Here is a 20,082-nt window from a genome sequence, read left to right as displayed (position 1 = left end):
TGTGCAAATGCACAAATTAACCATTTTATTACAAACATTTTAACGCTAGGTAGAGTTGTACCTTTTCATCTAAATTGTTGATATTTAAGCTGGTTGTTTGCTCTATTTTGTCGAGCCGATATCGCAAAGTGTTACGGTGGATATGGAGGGATTCACAAGTTTGAGCTAGATCGCAGTTTTGCTCAAAAAAAGTGCGCAGCGTCTTTAGAAGCACGCCTTTGCTATCAGCAGCAATCAGTTTTTCAATCGGAGTCTTTAGCTGATTGGCGCGCCATGGGTCGTGTTTGATGCTGCTTATTAGTACCGATAACTTGCGGTCTTGATAAAACAAAATAGGGCCATCCAGGCTGTGGCTACTTTTCGATCGTCGCTTTGGCGGTTTCATAGGATTTGGCAATACCGACCAGTTCAGGGAAGTAGTCACCTATCGCCATTTGAATTGAAAAATCACACTCTTGGTCGATACGCTTTAGCAGCTTTGCCACACGCTTCTCTTCTTCTTTGCGGCTCCAAGAGTCATTAATAATCGTCACTGGCTTCAAAACCACGATCTCATTCATCGATACCGAAGCGATCCCGACGATGTTATCGCGCTCTGGATACTCCAATAGATGCACCAGCTTTTGTAGGTGTTCAAGTGTTACTGGCTCGCCCGGTCGTGGGATCACCTTGATCACAGTAGCAACGCGAGGCTGGGCAAGGTCGAGATCGAGCCTTTGTGCGATAGAGAGTAATTGGCCTTCGTTTAAGCTTGAGCCTTCTATGAGTTGTAGCAGCAGCTCTTCGCGATGTCGTTTATTCCATTGCACCTGCGACATTAAGGCCGCCTGTTCAACGATAAGCTCGGCGGTCATCTTGACCAGCTCACCATAACTGCGCACCTCTTCCGGTGTACCAGAGATACCCACTACACCAATCACGTTCTCGTCGTAGATAATAGGTAGATTGATTGCCTTTTTAACCCTGAAGTAGAGGCAACGGAGTCATTGATCTCTAAGGTGCGGTTATCGCGGATCGCCAGTAGCGCGCCTTCGTGGATCTGATGCAGCCTAGAGGGATCACTTGAACCAATGATGACGCCATTTTCGTCCATCACGTTAATAGAGTAATCGATGATCTTTTTCGCACGATCGACAATTTGTTTAGCAATGAGAGAGTTAAGCTGCATACGTTGAACATGTTATCGGAAGATGCTTTTGAGTATACCCGATTGTCTTGCAAACTAAGGTATAATCGCCGCGAGATTACCAAGAGAAACAGTGATGGAATTCGAGTTTATTAAAAACAGTTTCACAGGTGAGTACCTAGTGAGATGCGAAATGGGCCAAGAAGTGATTGCTCGTTTGTTACATGAAGAGATCAGTACCAGTGACCGCACCATCATGGAAATTACCGAGTTGCTCACCCAAGCTGCCCAGTTTTCGGGCAATGAGTTTAAGTGGCAAGGTAAAGAGATCTCACTCAGTGTGGTCGACTCCGAGGTTCATGTTTACGAAAACTCCTTAGCTTTTGACAGCTTAATGGAGATGGATGAAGAGTTTTCTGTGTACGAAAGTGAGAGTCATAGCGAGTGTGGACTCGAGGATTTTCGCTCAGTTTTAGAGCAATGGGAGCGTTTTATTCATAACAGGTAATGACCCTTTGCCCCAAATTTGCACACTCCTAGTGCTAATAACATAAAACGCATTATTTTTGTGAATACCTTGCACCATTAAAGTGCAAGGTATTTTCATTTGCGTAACATAAAAATGTCAATCCCATATATATCAATGATTTAAAAAGTTGGCACGTACCTTGATTACTAGAATACGTAACAGGGATAAAAGGCGAAGGGGATGCCATGAAACTTATTAACGCAATCATTAAACCATTCAAACTCGATGATGTAAGAGAAGCACTTGCAGATGTTGGTATTGAGGGAATGACCGTTTCTGAGGTCAAAGGATTTGGCCGTCAGAAAGGACACACAGAATTATATCGTGGTGCGGAGTACCAAGTGGACTTTCTACCGAAAGTAAAACTTGAAATCGCGACGCACGCAGACAACGTAGACCGAGTTATTGAAGCGATCACTAACGCTGCTCAAACCGGCAAGATTGGCGACGGAAAAATATTTGTGTACGACCTAGCCCAAGCAGTACGTATTCGTACGGGCGAAATGGACGCTGAAGCACTTTAAGGGATTGGAGAACTTATTATGGAATTAGCAACGACTGTAAGCGAACTACGTTACGCGCTGGACACTTTTTACTTTCTTATTTCAGGCGCATTAGTAATGTGGATGGCGGCAGGTTTCGCCATGTTAGAAGCGGGCCTAGTCCGCTCAAAGAACACAACAGAAATCTTAACGAAAAACTTCTGTCTTTACGCGATTGCGTGTACTTGTTACCTCATCGTGGGCTACAACATCATGTATGTGGATAACGGCGAAGGCGGTTGGCTACCATCATTTGGTGCGCTAATTGGTACGCAAGGTGAAGGCGCAGACCACTCTCTAGAGTCGGACTTCTTCTTCCAAGTAGTATTCGTAGCGACAGCAATGTCAGTTGTCTCAGGTGCGGTTGCTGAGCGTATGAAGCTTTGGTCTTTCCTAATCTTCTCTGTAGTGCTTACAGCATTTATCTACCCAATGGAAGGTTACTGGACATGGGGCGGCGGTTTCCTATCAGAAGCAGGTTTTAGTGACTTCGCAGGCTCAGGTATCGTTCACATGGCTGGTGCAGCAGCCGCTCTAGCAGGTGTTCTACTATTGGGTGCTCGTAAAGGTAAATACGGTAAGAACGGTGAAATCCACCCAATCCCAGGTTCGAACATGCCACTAGCAACACTAGGTACGTTCATCCTATGGCTAGGTTGGTTTGGTTTCAACGGCGGTTCTCAGCTAATGGTGTCTGACTTCGAGAACGCAACAGCGGTTGGTCAAATCTTCCTAAACACCAACGCAGCAGCAGCAGCGGGTGCAATCGCAGCAATGCTTGTGTGTAAGACAACTTGGGGCAAAGCTGACCTAACTATGATTCTTAACGGTGCACTAGCTGGTCTGGTCGCAATCACAGCAGACCCACTGTCGCCATCACCAGTTTACTCGGTAGCAATCGGTGCAGTAGGTGGCGCGCTAGTGGTATTCAGCATCATCGGTCTAGACAAGCTTAAGATTGACGATCCAGTAGGTGCTATCTCAGTTCACGGTGTGTGTGGTTTCTTCGGCCTAATGGTTGTGCCACTAAGCAACGGTGACGCAACGTTCGGTGCACAGCTTCTAGGTGCGGCAGTTATCTTCGGTTGGGTATTCGCAGCAAGTCTAGCGGTATGGGCGGTACTGAAAGCAACAATCGGTATCCGCGTATCGGAAGAAGAAGAGCTAGAAGGTATGGACATGCACGACTGTGGTGTTGGTGCTTACCCAGAGTTCGTCAGCATGAAATAACATTTAGTTACATTTTTATTAAAAACCTGCCTTATTAGGCAGGTTTTTTTATGTCAGATCATTGTTTTTCAAATCTGTATGAATATAATAACGCAACTGATAAACGTTCTCATTATGAATTAAAGGAACTAAACAATGAAAAAACTGCTAACTCTTTCTGCAATCGCAGCAAGCTTTGCCGCTCCAGCGATGGCTGCGGAAGAAGTCAACGTTTACTCTTACCGTCAACCTTTCCTTGTTGAACCAATGTTCAATGAATTCACTAAAGAGACGGGTATCAAGGTAAACGTGAAGTTTGCTAAGAAAGGTTTGGCAGAGAAGCTTGCTCAAGAAGGCGAATACAGCCCAGCTGACGTTGTGCTTACAACGGATATCAGCCGTCTTGCTGAGCTAACAGACAAGGACGTAGTTCAAGCGGTAGACAGCGACGTGATTAACTCGAACGTTCCTGCTCAGTACCGTGATAAAGAGAATGAGTGGTTTGCACTGACTCTACGTACTCGTAACGTTTATTCATCTCGTGACCGTGTAGGTAAGCTAGGTGCAGAGTTCAACTATGCAGACCTTGCTAAGCCAGAGTACAAAGGCAAAATCTGTACTCGTAGCGGTAAGCACCCATACAATGTATCTTTGGTTTCATCTATGATTGCTCACCACGGTGAAGCGGAAACGAAAGAGTGGCTAGAAGGCGTTAAAGCTAACCTAGCTCGTAAGCCACAAGGCAACGACCGCGCACAAGTTAAAGCGATCAAAGAAGGTCTTTGTGATGTTTCTCTAGGTAACAGCTACTACCTAGGCAAAATGGTTAATGATAAAGAGCAAAAAGCTTGGGCTGATGCGGTTTACATCAACTTCCCGAATCAAGAAACCACTGGCACACACGTTAACGTGAGTGGCATGGCAATGGCGAAATACTCGCCAAACAAAGAAAATGCACTGAAGCTAATGGAGTTCCTAACAGGCGACAAAGCTCAGCAAATGTACGCAGAAGTGAACTACGAGTACCCAGTAAAAGAAGGCGTTAAGCGTTCTGAGCTTGTGGAATCTTGGGGTGACTTCAAAGCCGATACTATCTCGCTAGATGACATTGCTGGTTACCACAGCGCTGCGATCAAATTGTTAGATGAAGTTAAGTTCGACCTATAATCGAAAAAAGGGGGTATAATGCCCCTTATTCAATCTGGTTTATGACTTCTCGACTTCGCGTCGCCTGATGTATGTTTAGGCAATGAAAGAAAAAAATGTTGTTTGGAAAACCAGTAGTGGAGTGCTTACTCTGCTACTGGTTTTGCCTATTTTAGCGATCTTCTATACCGCACTTGGTGAATCAAGTGACCTTTTCGCACACCTGATGTCGACGGTGATGCCCACCTATATCCTCAATACCATCAAACTGGTGGTTGGTGTTCTGCTGCTTTCTCTTATTTTTGGTGTACCAAGTGCTTGGCTGATGGCTATGTGCCGTTTGCCGACGGAGCGAGTATTGCAATGGGCGCTGGTGCTACCTCTGGCGATGCCGGGCTATATTATTGGTTATATCTTTACCGATTGGTTTGACTTTGCCGGCCCTATTCAAGTGTGGCTACGGGATGTGTTTGCCTGGCAAGCGGGTGACTACTGGTTCCCGGACATTCGTACGGTTGGTGGCGCCACGGTTGTACTCTCTTTGGTGCTTTATCCCTACGTCTATCTGCTGTGCCGCGCGGCATTTATGGAGCAAAACGTCTCTTTACTGCAATCGGCAAGACTTCTTAAGTGCTCGCCGTTAGAAAGCTTTTGGCGTATCTCACTGCCACTCGCGCGTCCCTCTATTGCGGTAGGCCTGTCGCTGGTGGCGATGGAAACCATTGGTGACTTTGGTACGGTAAGCTACTTTGCGGTCAGCACTTTGACTACGGCGGTTTACGATACTTGGCTTGGCTATTCGAACTTGAGTGCTGCAGCCAAAATTTCCGCCATGATGATGGTGGTGATTGTGCTGCTACTGGGCGCAGAGCGTTATAGTCGTCGTAAACAGAAACTGTTTCAAAGTCAGTACAACAGTCATGAAGATTTTCGTTATGAGTTACGTGGCTGGAAAAAATGGGCAGCACTAACCTGGTGTTGGGGATTGGTATCGGCAGCGTTTATCTTCCCGCTGGGTCAGTTAGTGATTTATGCCTACAAGTACTTTGAGCAAAGCTGGACGGAAGAGTTTCAAACCTATGCCATCAACAGTTTACAGGTGTCGATCATTGCTGCCATCATTGGCGTAATCGTGGCTTTGGTGGTGAATTTTTATCGCCGTTTGGATCCAAGTCGTAAGGGTGTTGTTTTCATGCGTGCCTCGTCGCTGGGCTATGCCGTGCCGGGAACTGTGCTGGCGATTGGCGTGATGGTGACGGTCTTGTTTATGGATCATTCAGTGAATGACTTTGCCAAAGCAATGGACTGGCAGCGCCCAGGTCTCATCTTCTCTGGTTCGATGTTTGCGCTGATTTTTGCCATGGTGGTGCGCTTTTCTGCGGTAGCGATTGGCAGTATTGAAACCAGTCTCAGCAAGGTTTCCCCGTCGCTTGATATGGCCTCGCGCACTATGGGCTGTAAGAAGAACCAGATGTTGGTTCGCGTGCATTTGCCTCTGATTAAACGTGGTGTTTTGATTGCTGGCTTGTTGGTGTTTATTGAGTCGATGAAAGAGCTCAATGCTGCGCTGCTGCTGCGTCCATTCAACTTTGAAACCTTGGCCACCTACGTATTTAACTTTGCCTCAGATGAGCATTTGGAGCTTGCTGCGATGCCAGCCGTCTTGTTGGTACTCGTTGGCTTACTGCCGCTCATTATTGTTAACCGTTCATTGGAGCAAAATCACTGATGACCACTGCACTGTCGATTGAAAATTTATCTTGTCAGTATGACGAGCAAACGATCCTTGAAAACTTGTCTCTAGAGGTCAATCAAGGTGAAATTGTTTGTTTGCTAGGCGCCAGTGGCTGCGGTAAAACCACCTTGCTGAAAGCCATCGCCGGCCTATTGCCGCTTTCAGCAGGCAAGATGACGCTGGGTGAGCGTGAGATTGATAACGGTGAAACTTGGATGCCGCCAGAGCAGCGTAACATTGGTATGATCTTCCAAGATTATGCGCTGTTTCCTCATTTGACGGTGGCGCAGAACGTGGCATTTGGGCTTAAAGGCACTCCGAAGTCAGAGCAAGATGCCATCGTCATGGAAATGCTGTCACTGGTACACCTTGAGCAATACACCGACCGCTATCCCCATCAATTATCCGGTGGTCAGCAGCAGCGTGTGGCGATTGCGCGCAGCTTAGCGTACAAACCTGATCTATTGCTACTTGATGAACCGTTTTCCAACATTGATACCCAAGTACGTCATGAGTTGATCCGCGAGATCCGCAAAATCTTCAAAAAACAGGGTGTGACCGCGATTTTCGTGACTCACAGCCGTGAAGAAGCGTTCGCGTTTGCCGACAAAATGGCGGTGATGAACCAAGGTGTGATTGAGCAATATGGCTCGGCATCAGAGCTCTATTTCTGCCCATCGAGTAAGTTCGTTGCGGACTTCTTAGGTGGCGGCAGTTACTTGCAAGCTAAGCATGTCAATGACTCAACCTTCGAGACGGCTATTGGCCAAGTTGAAGCTCAGTCCTGTGCCTTGATTGAACACGGTGCAGATTGCCAACTCTTGGTGCGCCCACAGCACATTCAACTGACTCAGTCAGATAAGAGCACTATTACGGTTATTGAGCAGCAGTTCATGGGTGACCATTGCCGTTATGTGGTAGATATTGAAGGTACCCGCGTATTGGCAACCTCATTAGAAGCGCTGGATGTTGGCCAAAGTGTCGCGGTGAGTGTTGATGCCCAAGGCATCGTTGCTTTTGCTTAATGCGTGCTCTGGAAACTAGAGCTCGATACGCTGACCATTATTGAGATAGGTGGTGCAGGCCACACGGAGTAGAGAGGTGAAGTTACCGATTTCGCCTCGCTTTTCGACTACTTCCCGATAAATCCTCGATAGAAACTCCGCCACCGATATCTCGGCGTCCTCTGCAATCTCTTCAATGATCTTCCAAAACACCGCTTCCAGTCGAATGCTGGTGACGACGCCGTCAATGCGCACGCTACGCGACTTCAATTCAAACAAGTTGGTTTCGGCACCAGAGTAGATTTCACACATTGGTGAGCGCTCCAATGAACAGTGGGTTTGAATAGCATAGCGGCTACTGCGCGATTGTCTGTTGTGCTTTAGTCTTAGTTGAGTAGCTTGTTGAATTGAGCTAACCAGGCAGGGTGTGCAGGCCATGCAGGCGCGGTGACAAACTGGCCGTCAGTAACAGCGTCGGTAACCTCAATATCAGCGTAGCTGGCACCAGCGAGTTTCACCTCTGGCGCGCAGGCTGGATAGGCTGAGATAGTGCGTCCTTCAATGACGTTGGCGGCTGCAAGTAGCTGTGCGCATGGCAAATTGCGGCAATCGGTTTTTGCGTTGCCGCGAACGCTTGTACTAACTCAATCACCTCTGAGTTCAGTCTTAAGTATTCTGGTGCACGTCCGCCCGGGATGAGTAGGGCATCAAAGTCGGTCGCATCGATACTGCTGAAGTCTGCATTGAGGGTAAATAGGTGTCCCGGCTTTTCGGTGTAGGTTTGGTCGCCTTCAAAATCATGTATCGCGGTTTTAATGGTGTCGCCTGCTTTCTTTTCAGGGCAGACCACCGAGACTTGGTGTCCTACCATTAGCAGTGCTTGAAAGGGCACCATGAGTTCATAATCTTCCACAAAGTCGCCTGCAATAATCAGTACCTTAGCCATCGTGTTCTCTCCTTGTTACTTGTCGTGGTTGGGAAATGAGTCGCTAAATTCTGAAGTTAACAAATTTTTTACAATGTTTGGTAGTAGTGGATTACTACAAAAAAAAGCCCGGAGACAGTCGTTCCGGGCAAAGATGTTCTCCACCTATAGGGAGCTTTTTGCTAATAGGCGGTCAAGAAGGTGAGTCGAGACCGCTTAAGGCAAAAAGGAAAGGAAACAGTGACTACAAAGACAAAAAGTCTTTCATCTGTTGAAGAACATATTCCGCTTGTTCCTTGTCTTCCATTTCACAGAAGATGCGCAGCAGTGGCTCGGTTCCAGAGAAACGCGCAATCACCCAGCCGCCATTTTTAAAGTACACTTTCGCGCCATCGGCATAGCTAACTTTTTCTACCTCATACTCAAACTCAGGAAGCAGTTTCTCGACGTAGAGTTTGTGGTATAGGCTGTCTTTTTGTGATGGTTTAAAGGTGCAATCACCTTCGGCGGTATAGGCGTAGCCATACTTGCCGTAGATCTCTGATAGCAGCTCGGAAAGCGTCTTCTGAGTGACACTGAGCATTTCGACTAACAGGCTAGAGGCAAATACGCCGTCCTTACCTTTGATGTGACCGCGAATGGTCAAGCCGCCTGAGCTCTCACCGCCAATCAGTGAATCGTCGGCCTCCATTTGACTACTGATGTGCTTAAAGCCTACGGGAACCTCAAAGCTCTTTTGACCGTAGTCGGCAGCGACCTTATCCAGAAGATGAGTGGTAGCGATATTACGAACCACTGAGCCTTTCCAGCCTTTGTATTCAAGGAGATAGTAGTAGAGCAGTAGCAGAACTTCATTCGGGTGAATGAAGTTGCCTTTTTCATCAATGATGCCAAGACGGTCAGCATCGCCATCGGTACCAATACCGATATCGTAGCCTTCTGCCGCCACGAGGTGCTTAAGACGATAAAGTGTCGCCGCACTTGGTGAAGGCATCAAGCCGCCAAAGTCCGGGTTTTTACCATCGTTGATGACGTCAACATCACAGCGTCCATTAATAAGCACCGTTTGCAGTGCGTTTTTCGCTACCCCAAACATCGGGTCGATGAGCACTTTAAGATTGGCGCGTTTGATCGCGTCGATGTCGATAAGGTCGATGATCGAATCAACAAACTCGTTCATCGGGTTGATCACGGTGATCGCGCCGCGCTCGACGCACAGCTCGAAATCGCCAGAAATGACTTCTTGTTGAGTCAGGTTGGCAATCTGCGCTTCGATCTTCTCGGTGATCACTTCATCAGCGTCACGACCGCCTTCAATAAACACCTTGATGCCGTTGTAATCTGCTGGGTTATGAGACGCGGTGATACACGCAGAATACGCGCAGCCCATGCTTTTCGCCTTGTACATGACTATCGGGGTAGGCACAAACTTATCGATAAAGCTCACTGGGATACTGTTAGCTGCCAATACTTCTGCAAACCAGCGCCCCGCTTTGTCAGATAAAAAACGGCGGTCATAGCCAATCACGAACCCGCGCTCGGCCACGTTTTCGGCTTTAATGATGTTAGCTAGCGCCTGCGCGACGAGCTTCACGTTGTCCTTAGTGAATTCTTCGCCAATAAAGGCGCGCCAGCCGCCTGTTCCAAATTTGATCATCTCTCTCTCCTAAGAGGTTATCTGCTCATGCAGTGTGACCAATGATGAGCTCACACAGTAGCTCATCATTGCAGAAGGGCGAATTAGCCCAGCACCACATGAACTTGGTTCACGCTGCCTTCCGCTTGCGGTGGAATAGCCCCCTCAATCGCTTCGCCGTTCAGGGTGATAGATTTCACGCGTTTGCTAACATTGCTTGGGTTGTCGACTTTGATTTGATACGTCGCACCGCGCCATTGGCGAGTCACCTCAAACCCTGGCCATTCTGTCGGAATACATGGATCAACCACTAGCCCATTAAAGCTCAGTCTTACACCGAGAATGTAGTTGGTCGCGGCGAAGTAAGCCCAGCCAGAGGTACCTGTTAGCCAAGGGTGGTTAGCTCGGCCATGATCTTGGTGGTCACGACCCATGATGAACTGCACATAAGAGTACGGCTCTGTGATGCGCGTTTCGATCATGTCGTTTTGGTTATACGGGTTGAGCGCGTCATAGTATTTCATCGCTTGATCGCCGCGTCCCAGTTTCGCCTCAGCAACCCATGCCCATGGGTTTGGATGCGAGAAGATCGCGCCGTTTTCTTTTACGCCTTGATAAACGCGAGTGACGAAACCGATATCATCGTTTGGTGTTGCAAAAGACGGTGCATTAAGGTGTAAGCCGAAGTCTGAGTAGAGATACTCATCGACTGCGTCCATGGCTTTCTTGCCGCGCTCTTCGCTTACCGCGCCAGACACCACTGCCCAGGTGTTGGATTCAAGGTGAACTTTACCTTCGGTTTGGGTGCTGGTACCGACTTTGTCGCCATTTTTGGTGATACCGCGGATATACCAACCGCCGTCTTCATCCCAAAGGTGCGTTTCACAGGCGTCTTGAACTTTTTGCGCCATTTGTTGGTAGTAGGCGACATCATCAAGCTCACCACGGTTACGTGCGAGGTCAACGAAGTCTTGCAGAGCCCAATAATGCAGGAACGCCACCATGGATGATTCACCACCACCTAGGTTTAGACAATCATTCCAGTCCGCACGCAGACCTTTGGCGATGCCTGTCGCACCTACGTGCTCATCGGTAAAGTTAAGTGCCGCTTTCATGTGCTCGTAAACGGTCGCATTGCCGCCGTCAGCGTATGGGATCACCTCATCAAAGAAGTCTGTTTCGCCGGTTTCCATCACGTAGCGACAAATCGTTGGTACTAACCATAAATGATCGTCTGAACAGGTATCGGCAATGCCGTGGATCTTGTCTTCGTCACTTGGTGTTGGAACAACGGTTGGCGATTTTGATGGCTCTACATCGGCTTTGTCTGGATCGAACCAGTCTGGATCGAATAGGTGCAAACCGTAGCCTGCTTTCACCTGACCACGCAGTAGATCAACGATGCGTTTACGTGTCATTTCTGGGGCTGAGTGAGGTACCGCCATCGCATCTTGCGCAGTATCGCGATAACCCAAACCAGTACGACCGCCCACCTCAATGAAAGACGCAAAGCGCGACCAAACCACACAGGTTTCCGCTTGGTACAGCGTCCATGTGTTAAGCATGGTGTCCAGCCCTTCGTTAGGCGACGTCACTTGGAATTTTGCGCAGCGCTCATCCCAGTGGGCTTTAATCGCATCAAAGGCTGCATCGACTTCAGACAAGTCTTGGTACTTGGCGCGCAGACGCTCGCCGTTGCCTTTACCAATACCCAGTACGTATGCGAAACGCACTTCTTCACCCGGGGCAATAGTAAATTGCTTGTGTAAAGAACCACAGTGGTTGTAGCAGGTTTGGGTATGGTTCGAGCATTGACCTTTTTCAACGGCAATCGGGTTTGATTCATCGCGGTACAGGCCAAGGAAGCTATCACGCTGACCATCGTAGCTGTCTGGAGTGAACGTCGACGCTAGGTAGTAGTAGCCTTCAAAGTCGTTGGTGTTGTAGAACAGGTCGTACTCAATCACACCCTCTTGGTAGCTGGTGCCCGCAGAATAGAGCGACATCTGATGGTTTTGGTTGTCAGAGGCAATGTGGCTAAACGAGAACTCAACAAATGAGAACGCGCTGATGGTACGCGGTTTATCGCCAGTGTTGCGGATAACGACATCCCATACTTCCGCATCTTCACCTTTTGGTACGAACAGCGTTTTGGTGGCCTCGATGTCGGAGTATTGGCATTTGAATTTAGAGTAAGACAGGCCGTGACGAACTTCGTAATTGGCTTCATCTAGGCTTTTTGCCACAGGCTGCCAAGAGATTGACCAATAGTCGCCTGTCTCGTCATCACGTAGGTACACATAGTGCCCAGGACGGTCAAACGTTGCGTTAGGACGGAATTTCGTCACGCGATTGTATTCTGGGGAATTGTAGAACGAGTAACCGCCCGCATTGTGCGAAATGACGGTACAGAATTTTTCTGTCCCTAGGTAGTTAGTCCAAGGAGCAGGGGCATCGGGACGAGTGATAACATATTCTCGGTTCTCGTTATCGAAGTAGCCGTATTGCATGATGATATCCTTATTGGGGAAATTAAAACCGTTTGTTTGTTATTGGCGCTGCGTTTGGTATTGCGCGCCTTGTATACCTTGCCCTGTTGGCCAAGGGTGTTTGTATTTCACGCGTTGTCTGTCGAGCAAACTGAGGTGGCGTTTAAGCCGTGACAGAAAGGCGCGATAATCTTTGTGGTTGTTGGTGCTCCATGCGGTTTCTGCCAATGCAGTGAGGCGTGGGAACATCATATAGTCGAGTGTCTCTGGTGAAGTGATCCTCTCTGTCCAGACAGCCGCTTGCATGCCCAAAATGCGCTTTTTGACGGGATCATCTGGATGCAGCTGAGCCAGCGGCTCATAGTGATAGGCTTTCTCAAGGGTGATGGTATTCGCGCTATGCACACCTGGCTCATTGACGTTGTTATCTTGAGCCATGTCGAGGTAGGTGCTTTGGCCTGGCTGGAGAATGACGTCGTAGCCGAGTTTGGCAGAGTTAATTGCCGCTTCTTCACTCAGCCAAGAGTAAACAATGGTGTCTTTACTGACTTTGTTGACCAGGTTGCCTTCTTCCCAGCCCAGCATGCGCTTGCCAAGTGACTTAAGTTTATCTTCGACATGACGCAGTAGGTGGCCTTGAAGATCTTTCGGGTTGTGATAGCCATGTTCGGCCATCAATGCATGGCAGCTTGGGCTGTCACTCCATACTCCAACTGGAACTTGGTCTGCGCCAATATGAATGAACGGAGAGGGAAACAGAGCGGCAACTTCTTCAAACACGGTATCAAGAAACTGATAGGTGCCCGGTAAACCAGGAGAAAGTACGTTATCACAGTAGTTCTGGGCACTGCGATAGCTAGAGCTGTCGTCTTTGTCGACCAGCAGATGTGGCAATGATTTAATCGCAGCACGACTGTGACCCGGGACGTCAATTTCAGGTATGACTTGGATGTTACGTGCAGCGGCGTACTCAATGATTTCAGCCACCTCTTGCTGGGTATAATAACCGCCATAGTCGCGCTGAATACTGTGCAGTTGAGGCTCTAAAACGCGCTTTGCACCGCGCCATGCACCTACATCCGTCAATTCAGGAAAGGCATGAATCTCAAGGCGCCAAGCTTCATCGTCGGTAAGGTGCCAATGAAAGGTGTTGATCTTGTAGTGAGCAAAGAGATTCAAAAGACGTTTTGATTTCGCTTATTGGCTGAAAGCTGCGAGCACTGTCGAGCATGACGCCGCGATAGCGAAAACGCGGAGCATCGTGAATGGCAACGTGAGGGACATACAAGGTTTGACGGTCTTTGTCGAAGTCCATCAATTGCATCAGTGTTGCGCAGCCATACACAAACCCGGCGTTGCCATTGGATTCGATTTCAATTCCGGTGTGATCAACACGCAGTTTGTAGGCTTCATTATCCAGCACTGGTGAGTGTCGAAAACGAATATCTTGCTGACCGATGGACTTGGTCGTGATCGCGAACAAACGGTCGATCTCATCTTTGAGCCAATTGGCGACCGATTGCATTGCTTGATCTTCGACGCAGATCTGGCTGTAACGAGTCAGCTCATACACGCTGTCGCCAAGTTCGATGGACTGTGGCTCAGGGATCAGGCCGTGTTTGCCTTCAAAGACGTCGTCAATTGGATTCGATTTGTCTTCTCCTGACCAAGTACAATTGGGGAGGTGGTCACCGGATACTGGGTTAAGCTGTCAGTATTGAGGTAGGCTTCTTTAATGCATCATGGAGTGATTTGAAAGGCGCGGTGGCAATACAAAACTCAACATATACATGATTGTTGGCGTACAGAGGTGTCCCTTCAATATTGAGGCTACAGAAGGTGCCGACTTGCGCAAGGTTACCTTGAGATAAGCTGTCTGGCGTAATAAAGCGCTCGAAAACAAAGTGCAGCTGCCAATTGGCATGGCTTTTCTCAGATAAGTTATGCAAGGTTAAGCCAAAGCGGCAGCCTTTTGGCAAACGCTCTACAATGGCTAAATCGACACGAAAATCCATATCCGCCCCTTACTCGTACAGGTTGTGTTTCTCAATGCCTGCCATCATCAAAGCACCATCCATCGCATCTCCTTGTGGAGCCACGATCCAGCGCTGTGCAGCAGGCGATAACCAATCGAAGATGCGTTCAGCGATGCTGCCCATCAGGCAGATCTTGTCGGCACCGCGCTGGTTTAGCGCGCAAAGGAACATTTCAATATCGTCTGCGGTCTGTTGTAGCAGTGATTTGGCTAAGCTGTCGTTGAGGTAGGCGTATTCAAAAATTGCCGGTGAAAACTGCCCATAATCGCGCGGTAAAGCGCTTTTAGACCACTCAACAATCGCATCAATATCGTGGTTGAAATGGGTCATAACAATCTCAGCGAGAGGGGAAGCAGCTTAATGCCGTCTTGAATTAACAGCACTTGCTGAATCAGTCTAAGCCCCATTACTGCGCCGCCGCCCTGGTCGGAGATTGGGAATTCTCGGCCGCCAACAACATGCTGCTGGTCACCCTGAATGCAAAGACCAACAGAGCCAGTGCCAGCGATCATAATTGCGCCATCTTCGCCTTGATGGGCTCCTAAGCAAGCGCCATAGCCATCAGTGTTGAGTGTCACGCTGGCAAACGGATGTTCGGTATTCATAAAGGCGTGATAACTGGCTTTGTGTTCGGCACCGGCAAGCGCAAGGCCAACGTCCATCTGTGAAAACGATGACGCGTCTAAGCCGCCTTGCGTTGCTGCTTGCTCGATGGAGTCGATGATAGATTGCATGGCCAATTCAGCGCCGAGCATGATGTTGGCACTGCCGCTTTTGGCTTCGCCAATGATAGTGTTATTGTCATCGATAATTCGAGCGCGGCAGGAGGTTCCCCCACCGTCGATACCTACTTTATACCTAGCCATGATGATTCCCTTTATTTTTTATAGTGTTGTTGCCACAGCGCGAGAGCCAGCAGAAGCCAGCCTGCGTGAGGGATCCATTGCTCTCCCCAGCGCCAGTTCTGTAGCATGTCGTCTTTGTGTTTTTCTGGTTTGAAGGCGATATCGGATTCATCTTCAAACCCAGATGTGATGCCATTACACACACCGCCTAAGGCGTTAAAAAAGCCAATTTCAGGTAGGTAGTCTGGATTGTTGTGACCATGCCCATCGAGCATGCACATGTCGTATGGGTTAGCGCCGAGGATCCAGTTAATACAGCCATTGGCATAGTGTTCGAGCTGGGCTTTAAGTTCATCATTAACAAGATGTGGCTGAGCTAATAGCGCCATGGAGGCAAGAGAAGCGATGCGGGCATTTTCCCCTTGCCACCAGTAACCCGATTCGTTGTTGTGGGGAACGAAAAACGCATTGTGTTTCTCGCCATCGACCGCTTTTACATATTGTCTTGGATAACCAAATGGGTTGTAGGTCTGATCAGTGATAGACACTTCAAACTGACAGGCTTGGGTCAACAGTGCTTGAACTTGCAATGCGCGCTGGTGATCTGGTTCGATGGCGAGATATTCGGTCAGTGCGATCACTGGCAGTCCCGCCTCTGCAGCGTGGAAATAAGGACGACTGCCATCCGAGTTCGCTGACCAGTAGAAGCTGTGCTGCTGGTCACTTTGAGCGCGTTGACTGAGTGCCTCTACCCAGTCGCGAACCTCGCTCAAGTATTGCTGCTCGCCGCTGGCTTGGAATAGGGCGATGCTGGCCATGAGTGCGCAGTATTCGTCGATAATGTTAGCTGTTTGGTCGTTCAAATAACGGCTGTTGTGCTCTTTGAGGTGCCAGTAGCCTTTTTCGCCGCTTCTAAGTATCTTGAGATTGCTCGCGAGACAGGCTCGCAACCTGACTGGTTTTCGCAAGCGCCGCGATACTCATGCCACCACCTTGGCGAAACCCGGCTTCGAAGTCACTTTTCTTATGACCAAGCTGAGTTTCGTAGGCACAGATTTCTCGCTGCTCGGTATCTTTGCTCCACTTATCAAATACCGTCATGTAGAAAAAGCCACTAGGGTGCTGCATGCGTTTAAGGAACTCTGCGCCATGCAACGCTTCTTCAAGCAGTCGTGAGGTGACAAAATTGGGTTCTGCTTCTTTGCCTACCAGGTCGTGGGCTTTGAGCATGTTCCAAACCACCATGGGAATTTGCTGGGGGTTTAGGTAGTTGGCATAGGACAGGTGACTTAAGTACTTGCTCACATCACCAGAAGCGTCATACCAGCCGCCGTGCACATCAACGCGTTGTGAACTCCCTACAATCGGAGCGTTCTTGTCTGCGATATCAAATTCACCGCCACAGCGCTGTGATTTGAAGTAGTGAATAATGTCGGAGAAACTGCGGTTGTGAAGCGAGGTGCCGCCCACTTCAAACGTTTGTGATTTGATGTTTTGGTAACGTAGATAGTAGCGGCCTTGTTCTGTCCACTGACTAAAGTCGATAGTGAAGAAAACACCCATGTGCCAATTATCCACTTTGGAGCCACCGATAGGGCTCAGCTCAAGCACAATCTCGTCACTTTGCGCATCGACTAAGAATGCGCTTGCAACTTCATGTTGAGCGAGTGATGCCATCAAGATGGCACGTTTCTCGCTGTTCGCGTGGTAGCCAATGTGGTTGGTCAGCAACTGCATGTTTTCTTCCATTACTTCTCTCTCGGTATGGATGGGCTCCCAAAACGGGAGCCAAAAAGTTTAGTTTTCGTATAAGTAACAACGGACAAAGTGGTTGTCAGACAGCTTAGTGACACCAGGCAGTGCTTCACGACATTTGCTGGTGGCGTGTGCACAGCGACCTGCGAATGGGCAGCCGACTGATTCTGGTGTCCAAAGCGGAATTTCCCCTTTGTTGCCAGCCAGTTTTGTATGAATAGACTTCGCTGGATCAGGCACGGCTGAAACCAAAAGCTGGGTATACGGGTGTTGTGGGTTAGCAATAACCTCATCGGTATCGCCCCATTCCACCATGTGGCCGACGTACATTACTGAGATGTCTTCGGCAATGTAGCGCGCTGTTGCAATGTCGTGGGTGATGTAGAGTAGCGACATTTGTTTCTCAAACTTCATCTCTTCCATCAGGTTGAGAACGCCAGCACGAATCGATACATCAAGCATCGATGTTGGCTCATCCGCTAGCACGACCTCAGCACCTACCGCAATGTTTCGGGCTAGGTTAACGCGCTGTCTCTGACCGCCAGATAGCTGGTGTGGGTATTTCGCTGCGGTCTCTTTTGGCGGGATCAAGCCCACTTGTTCGAGCAGATCATAAACGCGCTCTTCGAGCTCTTTTTTGTTGCCCTTGCTGACTTTGTTGTGGATCAGCAGCGGACGCGCGATGTGGTGGAAAATAGTATGGGTTGGGTTTAGCGAGCCAAACGGGTCTTGCCATACCATTTGCACGCCTTCGCGGTATTGCATCAGGTCGCGGTTTGACTTGATCTCTTGAATGTCACGGCCGCGATATTTGATTTCGCCGCCGCTCGGGGCATACATCTTAGCGATCATCTTAGCGGTGGTTGATTTACCCGAGCCCGACTCGCCAACCACGGCAAGGCCACGGCTCTTGTACATTTTGAACGAGACATCGTTAATGGCTCGCATCATAGGTTGAGATAGGGCATTACTGTTGATAGGGAAGTCCTTAACAACATTGTTGCCTTCTATCAGTAGTTCACCAAAGTTGCTCATAATGGTTCTCCAGAAATCCTTGTTAGTACTTACTTATTTCGCTGGTGGTCGTTATGACAACTCTTGCGCAACGGCAATGGGTTCACCGTACAAGTGACAGTTAGAAAAACGGTTGTGCTCGATTTGACGCAGCTTAGTAGGTACTCGCGTACATGCTTCGTGAACACGTTCGCAGCGCGCTTGGAATCGGCACCCTTGTGGTATTTCCAAAAGGTTCAATGGGTTACCTGGAATACCCGTTAGCTTGGTTTTTGGTCCCGTCAGTGGTGGGAATGAGCTACCCAGACCTTTGGTGTAAGGGTGGTATGGCGACTCTAGGATCTGCTTGGACGGTGCGACTTCAATCAGCTCACCGGAATACATGATGCCGATGCGATCGGAGAACTCGACCATCAAAGAGATATCGTGGGTAATGAACAAGATAGAGAAGCCAAACTCTTCTTTTAGTGCGTAGATCTTCTGTAAGATCTCGCGCTGTACGACTACGTCGAGTGCCGTAGTTGGCTCATCCATGATGATCATTTTTGGATTCAGCGCCAATGCAATCGCGATAACCAATCTTTGGCGCATACCGCCGGAAAATTGGTGTGGGTAGTCGTTCAAACGACTTGGGTGAATATCGACGATTTCTAACAAACCTTGTGCGCGTTTTACCGCTTGCTGACGAGTTAAGTTAGTGTGACGCATAATCACATCGCAGAACTGCTCTTCCATGGTGAGTACAGGGTTTAATGCGTTCATCGCACTTTGGAACACCATCGACATCTCACTCCAACGGAACGTTTGCATGCGTTCATCACTGTATTGAAGAATGTCTTCACCGTTAAACAGTACCTGACCACCGCTGATGTATGCAGGCGGCTTATGCAGGCGCATTAATGAGAAAGCAACAGTGGATTTGCCACAGCCCGACTCACCAGCTAGGCCAAAGACTTCGCCCTTGCCAATATCAAAGCTGACGTTGTTACAGGCGCGGACATCGCCGGCATCAGTAATGTAGTCAACACAAAGGTTACGGATTGAAATTAGTGGGTCTGACATGATTAACGGTCTCCGCTCCATAGTGCATTTTGTGGCGCGACTTCAACCTCGCGTTCTTTCTTGTCTTGTTCTTGGATTTTCTTCCAACGCTTCATGCCTTTGTGTGAACGAAGCTGAGGGTTAGCGATTTCGTCGACTGCAAAGTTAAGCAGTGCAAGGCCCGTTACCAAGAAGGTCAGTGCTAAACATGGTGCGATAACTTCCCACCAAGCGCCAATGAGCATCGCTGATGAGGTTTGCACGTTGTAAAGCATGATGCCCCAACTGATGGTGTTTGGATCGCCCATCCCTAGGAATGAGATGGTCGCTTCCATCAAGATGGCGTACATCACCGAACCGATGAAGCTCGCACCAACGATAGAAATAAGGTTTGGTAGTAGCTCAACAAAGATGATGCGAAGACGTGACTCACCCAGTACTTCAGCGGCTTTTACAAACTCTTTTTCACGTAGTGAAAGGGTTTGTGCACGGATAACCCTCGCGCCCCAGGCCCATGACATACAGCCAATCACCAGAGCGATGGTCAGTGGCCCAGCCTCACCAATAAAGGCTGCCACAACGAAGATGAGAGGGAAGGGTGGGATAACCAGCATGATGTTCATCGCTGCGGTAAGCACTTCATCCACACGGCCACCAAAGTAGCCAGCAGAGATGCCGATAACCGTTGCTAGAAAACACACTGTAAGGCCTGCGCCAAAGCCCACCATGAGTGAAACACGTGCACCGTAAGCAACCTGTGACCAAACGTCACGACCCATACGGGTTGTACCTAGTGTGTGATCGGCTTTTTTAGACATCAGCAAAGTACGGCGATCATCTGCGAGGTTAGTGGCTACCCAACCGTCTGGGTTAGATTGAGCCATTTTTACGATGGCACCAGGGTACTCATGAGAGTTACCGGTACGTTTATCTGGAGCATGTTTGGTAAGTAGCGGTGCTGCAATCGCCACAAAGACGAACAAGCCAATGATTGAGAGTCCAAGTCTGGCTGTTCCATTGCGCCAAACAAGCTGTAAGAAACCTTTCATG

The 20,082-nt window shown here is 48.8% G+C and carries 12 protein-coding genes and 5 pseudogenes; 6 read left to right on the top strand and 11 right to left on the bottom strand.

The features are described from left to right. Window positions 1–28 precede the first annotated feature (28 nt). Window positions 29–1,168 (bottom strand): annotated as a pseudogene (locus TZ48_RS05650) (sugar diacid recognition domain-containing protein). Between the two features lie 94 nt (window positions 1,169–1,262). On the opposite strand from TZ48_RS05650, the gene TZ48_RS05645 reads away from it, so the two are divergent. From TZ48_RS05645 to TZ48_RS05620, 6 genes are all read left to right on the top strand, one after another. Then, on the top strand, window positions 1,263–1,634 hold the full coding sequence (locus TZ48_RS05645; RefSeq protein WP_112478541.1) for a YacL family protein: 372 nt from the start codon (window positions 1,263–1,265) through the stop codon (window positions 1,632–1,634). Window positions 1,635–1,840: 206 nt separating this feature from the next. Beyond that, on the top strand, window positions 1,841–2,179 hold the full coding sequence (locus TZ48_RS05640; protein WP_038229080.1) for a P-II family nitrogen regulator: 339 nt from the start codon (window positions 1,841–1,843) through the stop codon (window positions 2,177–2,179). An 18-nt stretch (window positions 2,180–2,197) separates the two neighbouring features. After that, window positions 2,198–3,427, top strand: a complete 1,230-nt coding sequence (locus tag TZ48_RS05635; protein WP_042473340.1) for an ammonium transporter — start codon at window positions 2,198–2,200, stop codon at window positions 3,425–3,427. A 135-nt stretch (window positions 3,428–3,562) separates the two neighbouring features. Beyond that, window positions 3,563–4,573 (top strand): Fe(3+) ABC transporter substrate-binding protein, encoded by a 1,011-nt coding sequence (locus tag TZ48_RS05630; protein WP_112459503.1) that lies wholly within the window; start codon window positions 3,563–3,565, stop codon window positions 4,571–4,573. 82 nt (window positions 4,574–4,655) lie between these two features. Next, a complete protein-coding gene (locus TZ48_RS05625; protein WP_112478540.1) occupies window positions 4,656–6,281 on the top strand; it encodes an ABC transporter permease in 1,626 nt (541 codons plus the stop codon). Further along, window positions 6,281–7,312 carry an ABC transporter ATP-binding protein gene (locus TZ48_RS05620; protein WP_112478539.1) on the top strand — a complete coding sequence of 344 codons (1,032 nt, stop codon included), beginning with the start codon at window positions 6,281–6,283 and terminating at the stop codon, window positions 7,310–7,312. The genes TZ48_RS05625 and TZ48_RS05620 overlap by 1 nt, the downstream gene beginning before the upstream one ends. A 15-nt stretch (window positions 7,313–7,327) precedes the next feature. Here the strand turns inward: TZ48_RS05620 and TZ48_RS05615 are convergent, their stop codons facing one another. From TZ48_RS05615 to TZ48_RS05565, 10 genes and pseudogenes are all read right to left on the bottom strand, one after another. Further along, complete coding sequence (locus TZ48_RS05615; protein ID WP_042496304.1) at window positions 7,328–7,603, bottom strand: ribbon-helix-helix domain-containing protein; 276 nt, start codon at window positions 7,601–7,603, stop codon at window positions 7,328–7,330. A 74-nt stretch (window positions 7,604–7,677) separates the two neighbouring features. Continuing rightward, window positions 7,678–8,237 (bottom strand): annotated as a pseudogene (locus tag TZ48_RS05610) (DJ-1/PfpI family protein). A gap of 223 nt (window positions 8,238–8,460) precedes the next feature. Further along, window positions 8,461–9,873, bottom strand: a complete 1,413-nt coding sequence (locus TZ48_RS05605) for a phosphoglucomutase/phosphomannomutase family protein (protein WP_112478538.1) — start codon at window positions 9,871–9,873, stop codon at window positions 8,461–8,463. Window positions 9,874–9,956: 83 nt separating this feature from the next. After that, a complete protein-coding gene (locus tag TZ48_RS05600) occupies window positions 9,957–12,362 on the bottom strand; it encodes a glycoside hydrolase family 94 protein (protein ID WP_112478537.1) in 2,406 nt (801 codons plus the stop codon). Window positions 12,363–12,401: 39 nt separating this feature from the next. After that, a pseudogene (locus TZ48_RS05595) lies at window positions 12,402–14,356 on the bottom strand (beta-N-acetylhexosaminidase). A gap of 9 nt (window positions 14,357–14,365) precedes the next feature. Next, a pseudogene (locus TZ48_RS05585) lies at window positions 14,366–15,243 on the bottom strand (glucosamine kinase nucleotide-binding domain-containing protein). Window positions 15,244–15,254: 11 nt separating this feature from the next. After that, window positions 15,255–16,959, bottom strand: a pseudogene (locus TZ48_RS05580) (glycoside hydrolase family 9 protein). Between the two features lie 60 nt (window positions 16,960–17,019). Further along, window positions 17,020–18,012: an ABC transporter ATP-binding protein gene (locus tag TZ48_RS05575; protein ID WP_162674507.1), complete on the bottom strand. Its 993-nt coding sequence runs from the start codon at window positions 18,010–18,012 to the stop codon at window positions 17,020–17,022. Window positions 18,013–18,063: 51 nt separating this feature from the next. Further along, window positions 18,064–19,053, bottom strand: coding sequence for an ABC transporter ATP-binding protein (locus tag TZ48_RS05570; RefSeq protein ID WP_112459506.1), 990 nt, complete (start codon window positions 19,051–19,053; stop codon window positions 18,064–18,066). Between the two features lie 2 nt (window positions 19,054–19,055). After that, window positions 19,056–20,081 (bottom strand): ABC transporter permease, encoded by a 1,026-nt coding sequence (locus TZ48_RS05565; protein ID WP_112478534.1) that lies wholly within the window; start codon window positions 20,079–20,081, stop codon window positions 19,056–19,058. Window position 20,082 lies beyond the last annotated feature (1 nt).

The organism is Vibrio variabilis, assembly GCF_003263785.1.
Lineage (GTDB): Bacteria > Pseudomonadota > Gammaproteobacteria > Enterobacterales > Vibrionaceae > Vibrio > Vibrio variabilis.
This window is presented reverse-complemented; position numbering and strand designations above follow the sequence as displayed.

Bases quoted from the DNA above. Each gene is read 5' to 3' on its own strand.
- TZ48_RS05645 (WP_112478541.1), top strand. From the start codon at position 1,263: ATGGAATTCGAGTTTATTAAAAACAGTTTCACAGGTGAGTACCTAGTG.
- TZ48_RS05640 (WP_038229080.1), top strand. From the start codon at position 1,841: ATGAAACTTATTAACGCAATCATTAAACCATTCAAACTCGATGATGTA.
- TZ48_RS05635 (WP_042473340.1), top strand. From the start codon at position 2,198: ATGGAATTAGCAACGACTGTAAGCGAACTACGTTACGCGCTGGACACT.
- TZ48_RS05630 (WP_112459503.1), top strand. From the start codon at position 3,563: ATGAAAAAACTGCTAACTCTTTCTGCAATCGCAGCAAGCTTTGCCGCT.
- TZ48_RS05625 (WP_112478540.1), top strand. From the start codon at position 4,656: ATGAAAGAAAAAAATGTTGTTTGGAAAACCAGTAGTGGAGTGCTTACT.
- TZ48_RS05620 (WP_112478539.1), top strand. From the start codon at position 6,281: ATGACCACTGCACTGTCGATTGAAAATTTATCTTGTCAGTATGACGAG.
- TZ48_RS05615 (WP_042496304.1), bottom strand. From the start codon at position 7,603: ATGTGTGAAATCTACTCTGGTGCCGAAACCAACTTGTTTGAATTGAAG.
- TZ48_RS05605 (WP_112478538.1), bottom strand. From the start codon at position 9,873: ATGATCAAATTTGGAACAGGCGGCTGGCGCGCCTTTATTGGCGAAGAA.
- TZ48_RS05600 (WP_112478537.1), bottom strand. From the start codon at position 12,362: ATGCAATACGGCTACTTCGATAACGAGAACCGAGAATATGTTATCACT.
- TZ48_RS05575 (WP_162674507.1), bottom strand. From the start codon at position 18,012: ATGAGCAACTTTGGTGAACTACTGATAGAAGGCAACAATGTTGTTAAG.
- TZ48_RS05570 (WP_112459506.1), bottom strand. From the start codon at position 19,053: ATGTCAGACCCACTAATTTCAATCCGTAACCTTTGTGTTGACTACATT.
- TZ48_RS05565 (WP_112478534.1), bottom strand. From the start codon at position 20,081: ATGAAAGGTTTCTTACAGCTTGTTTGGCGCAATGGAACAGCCAGACTT.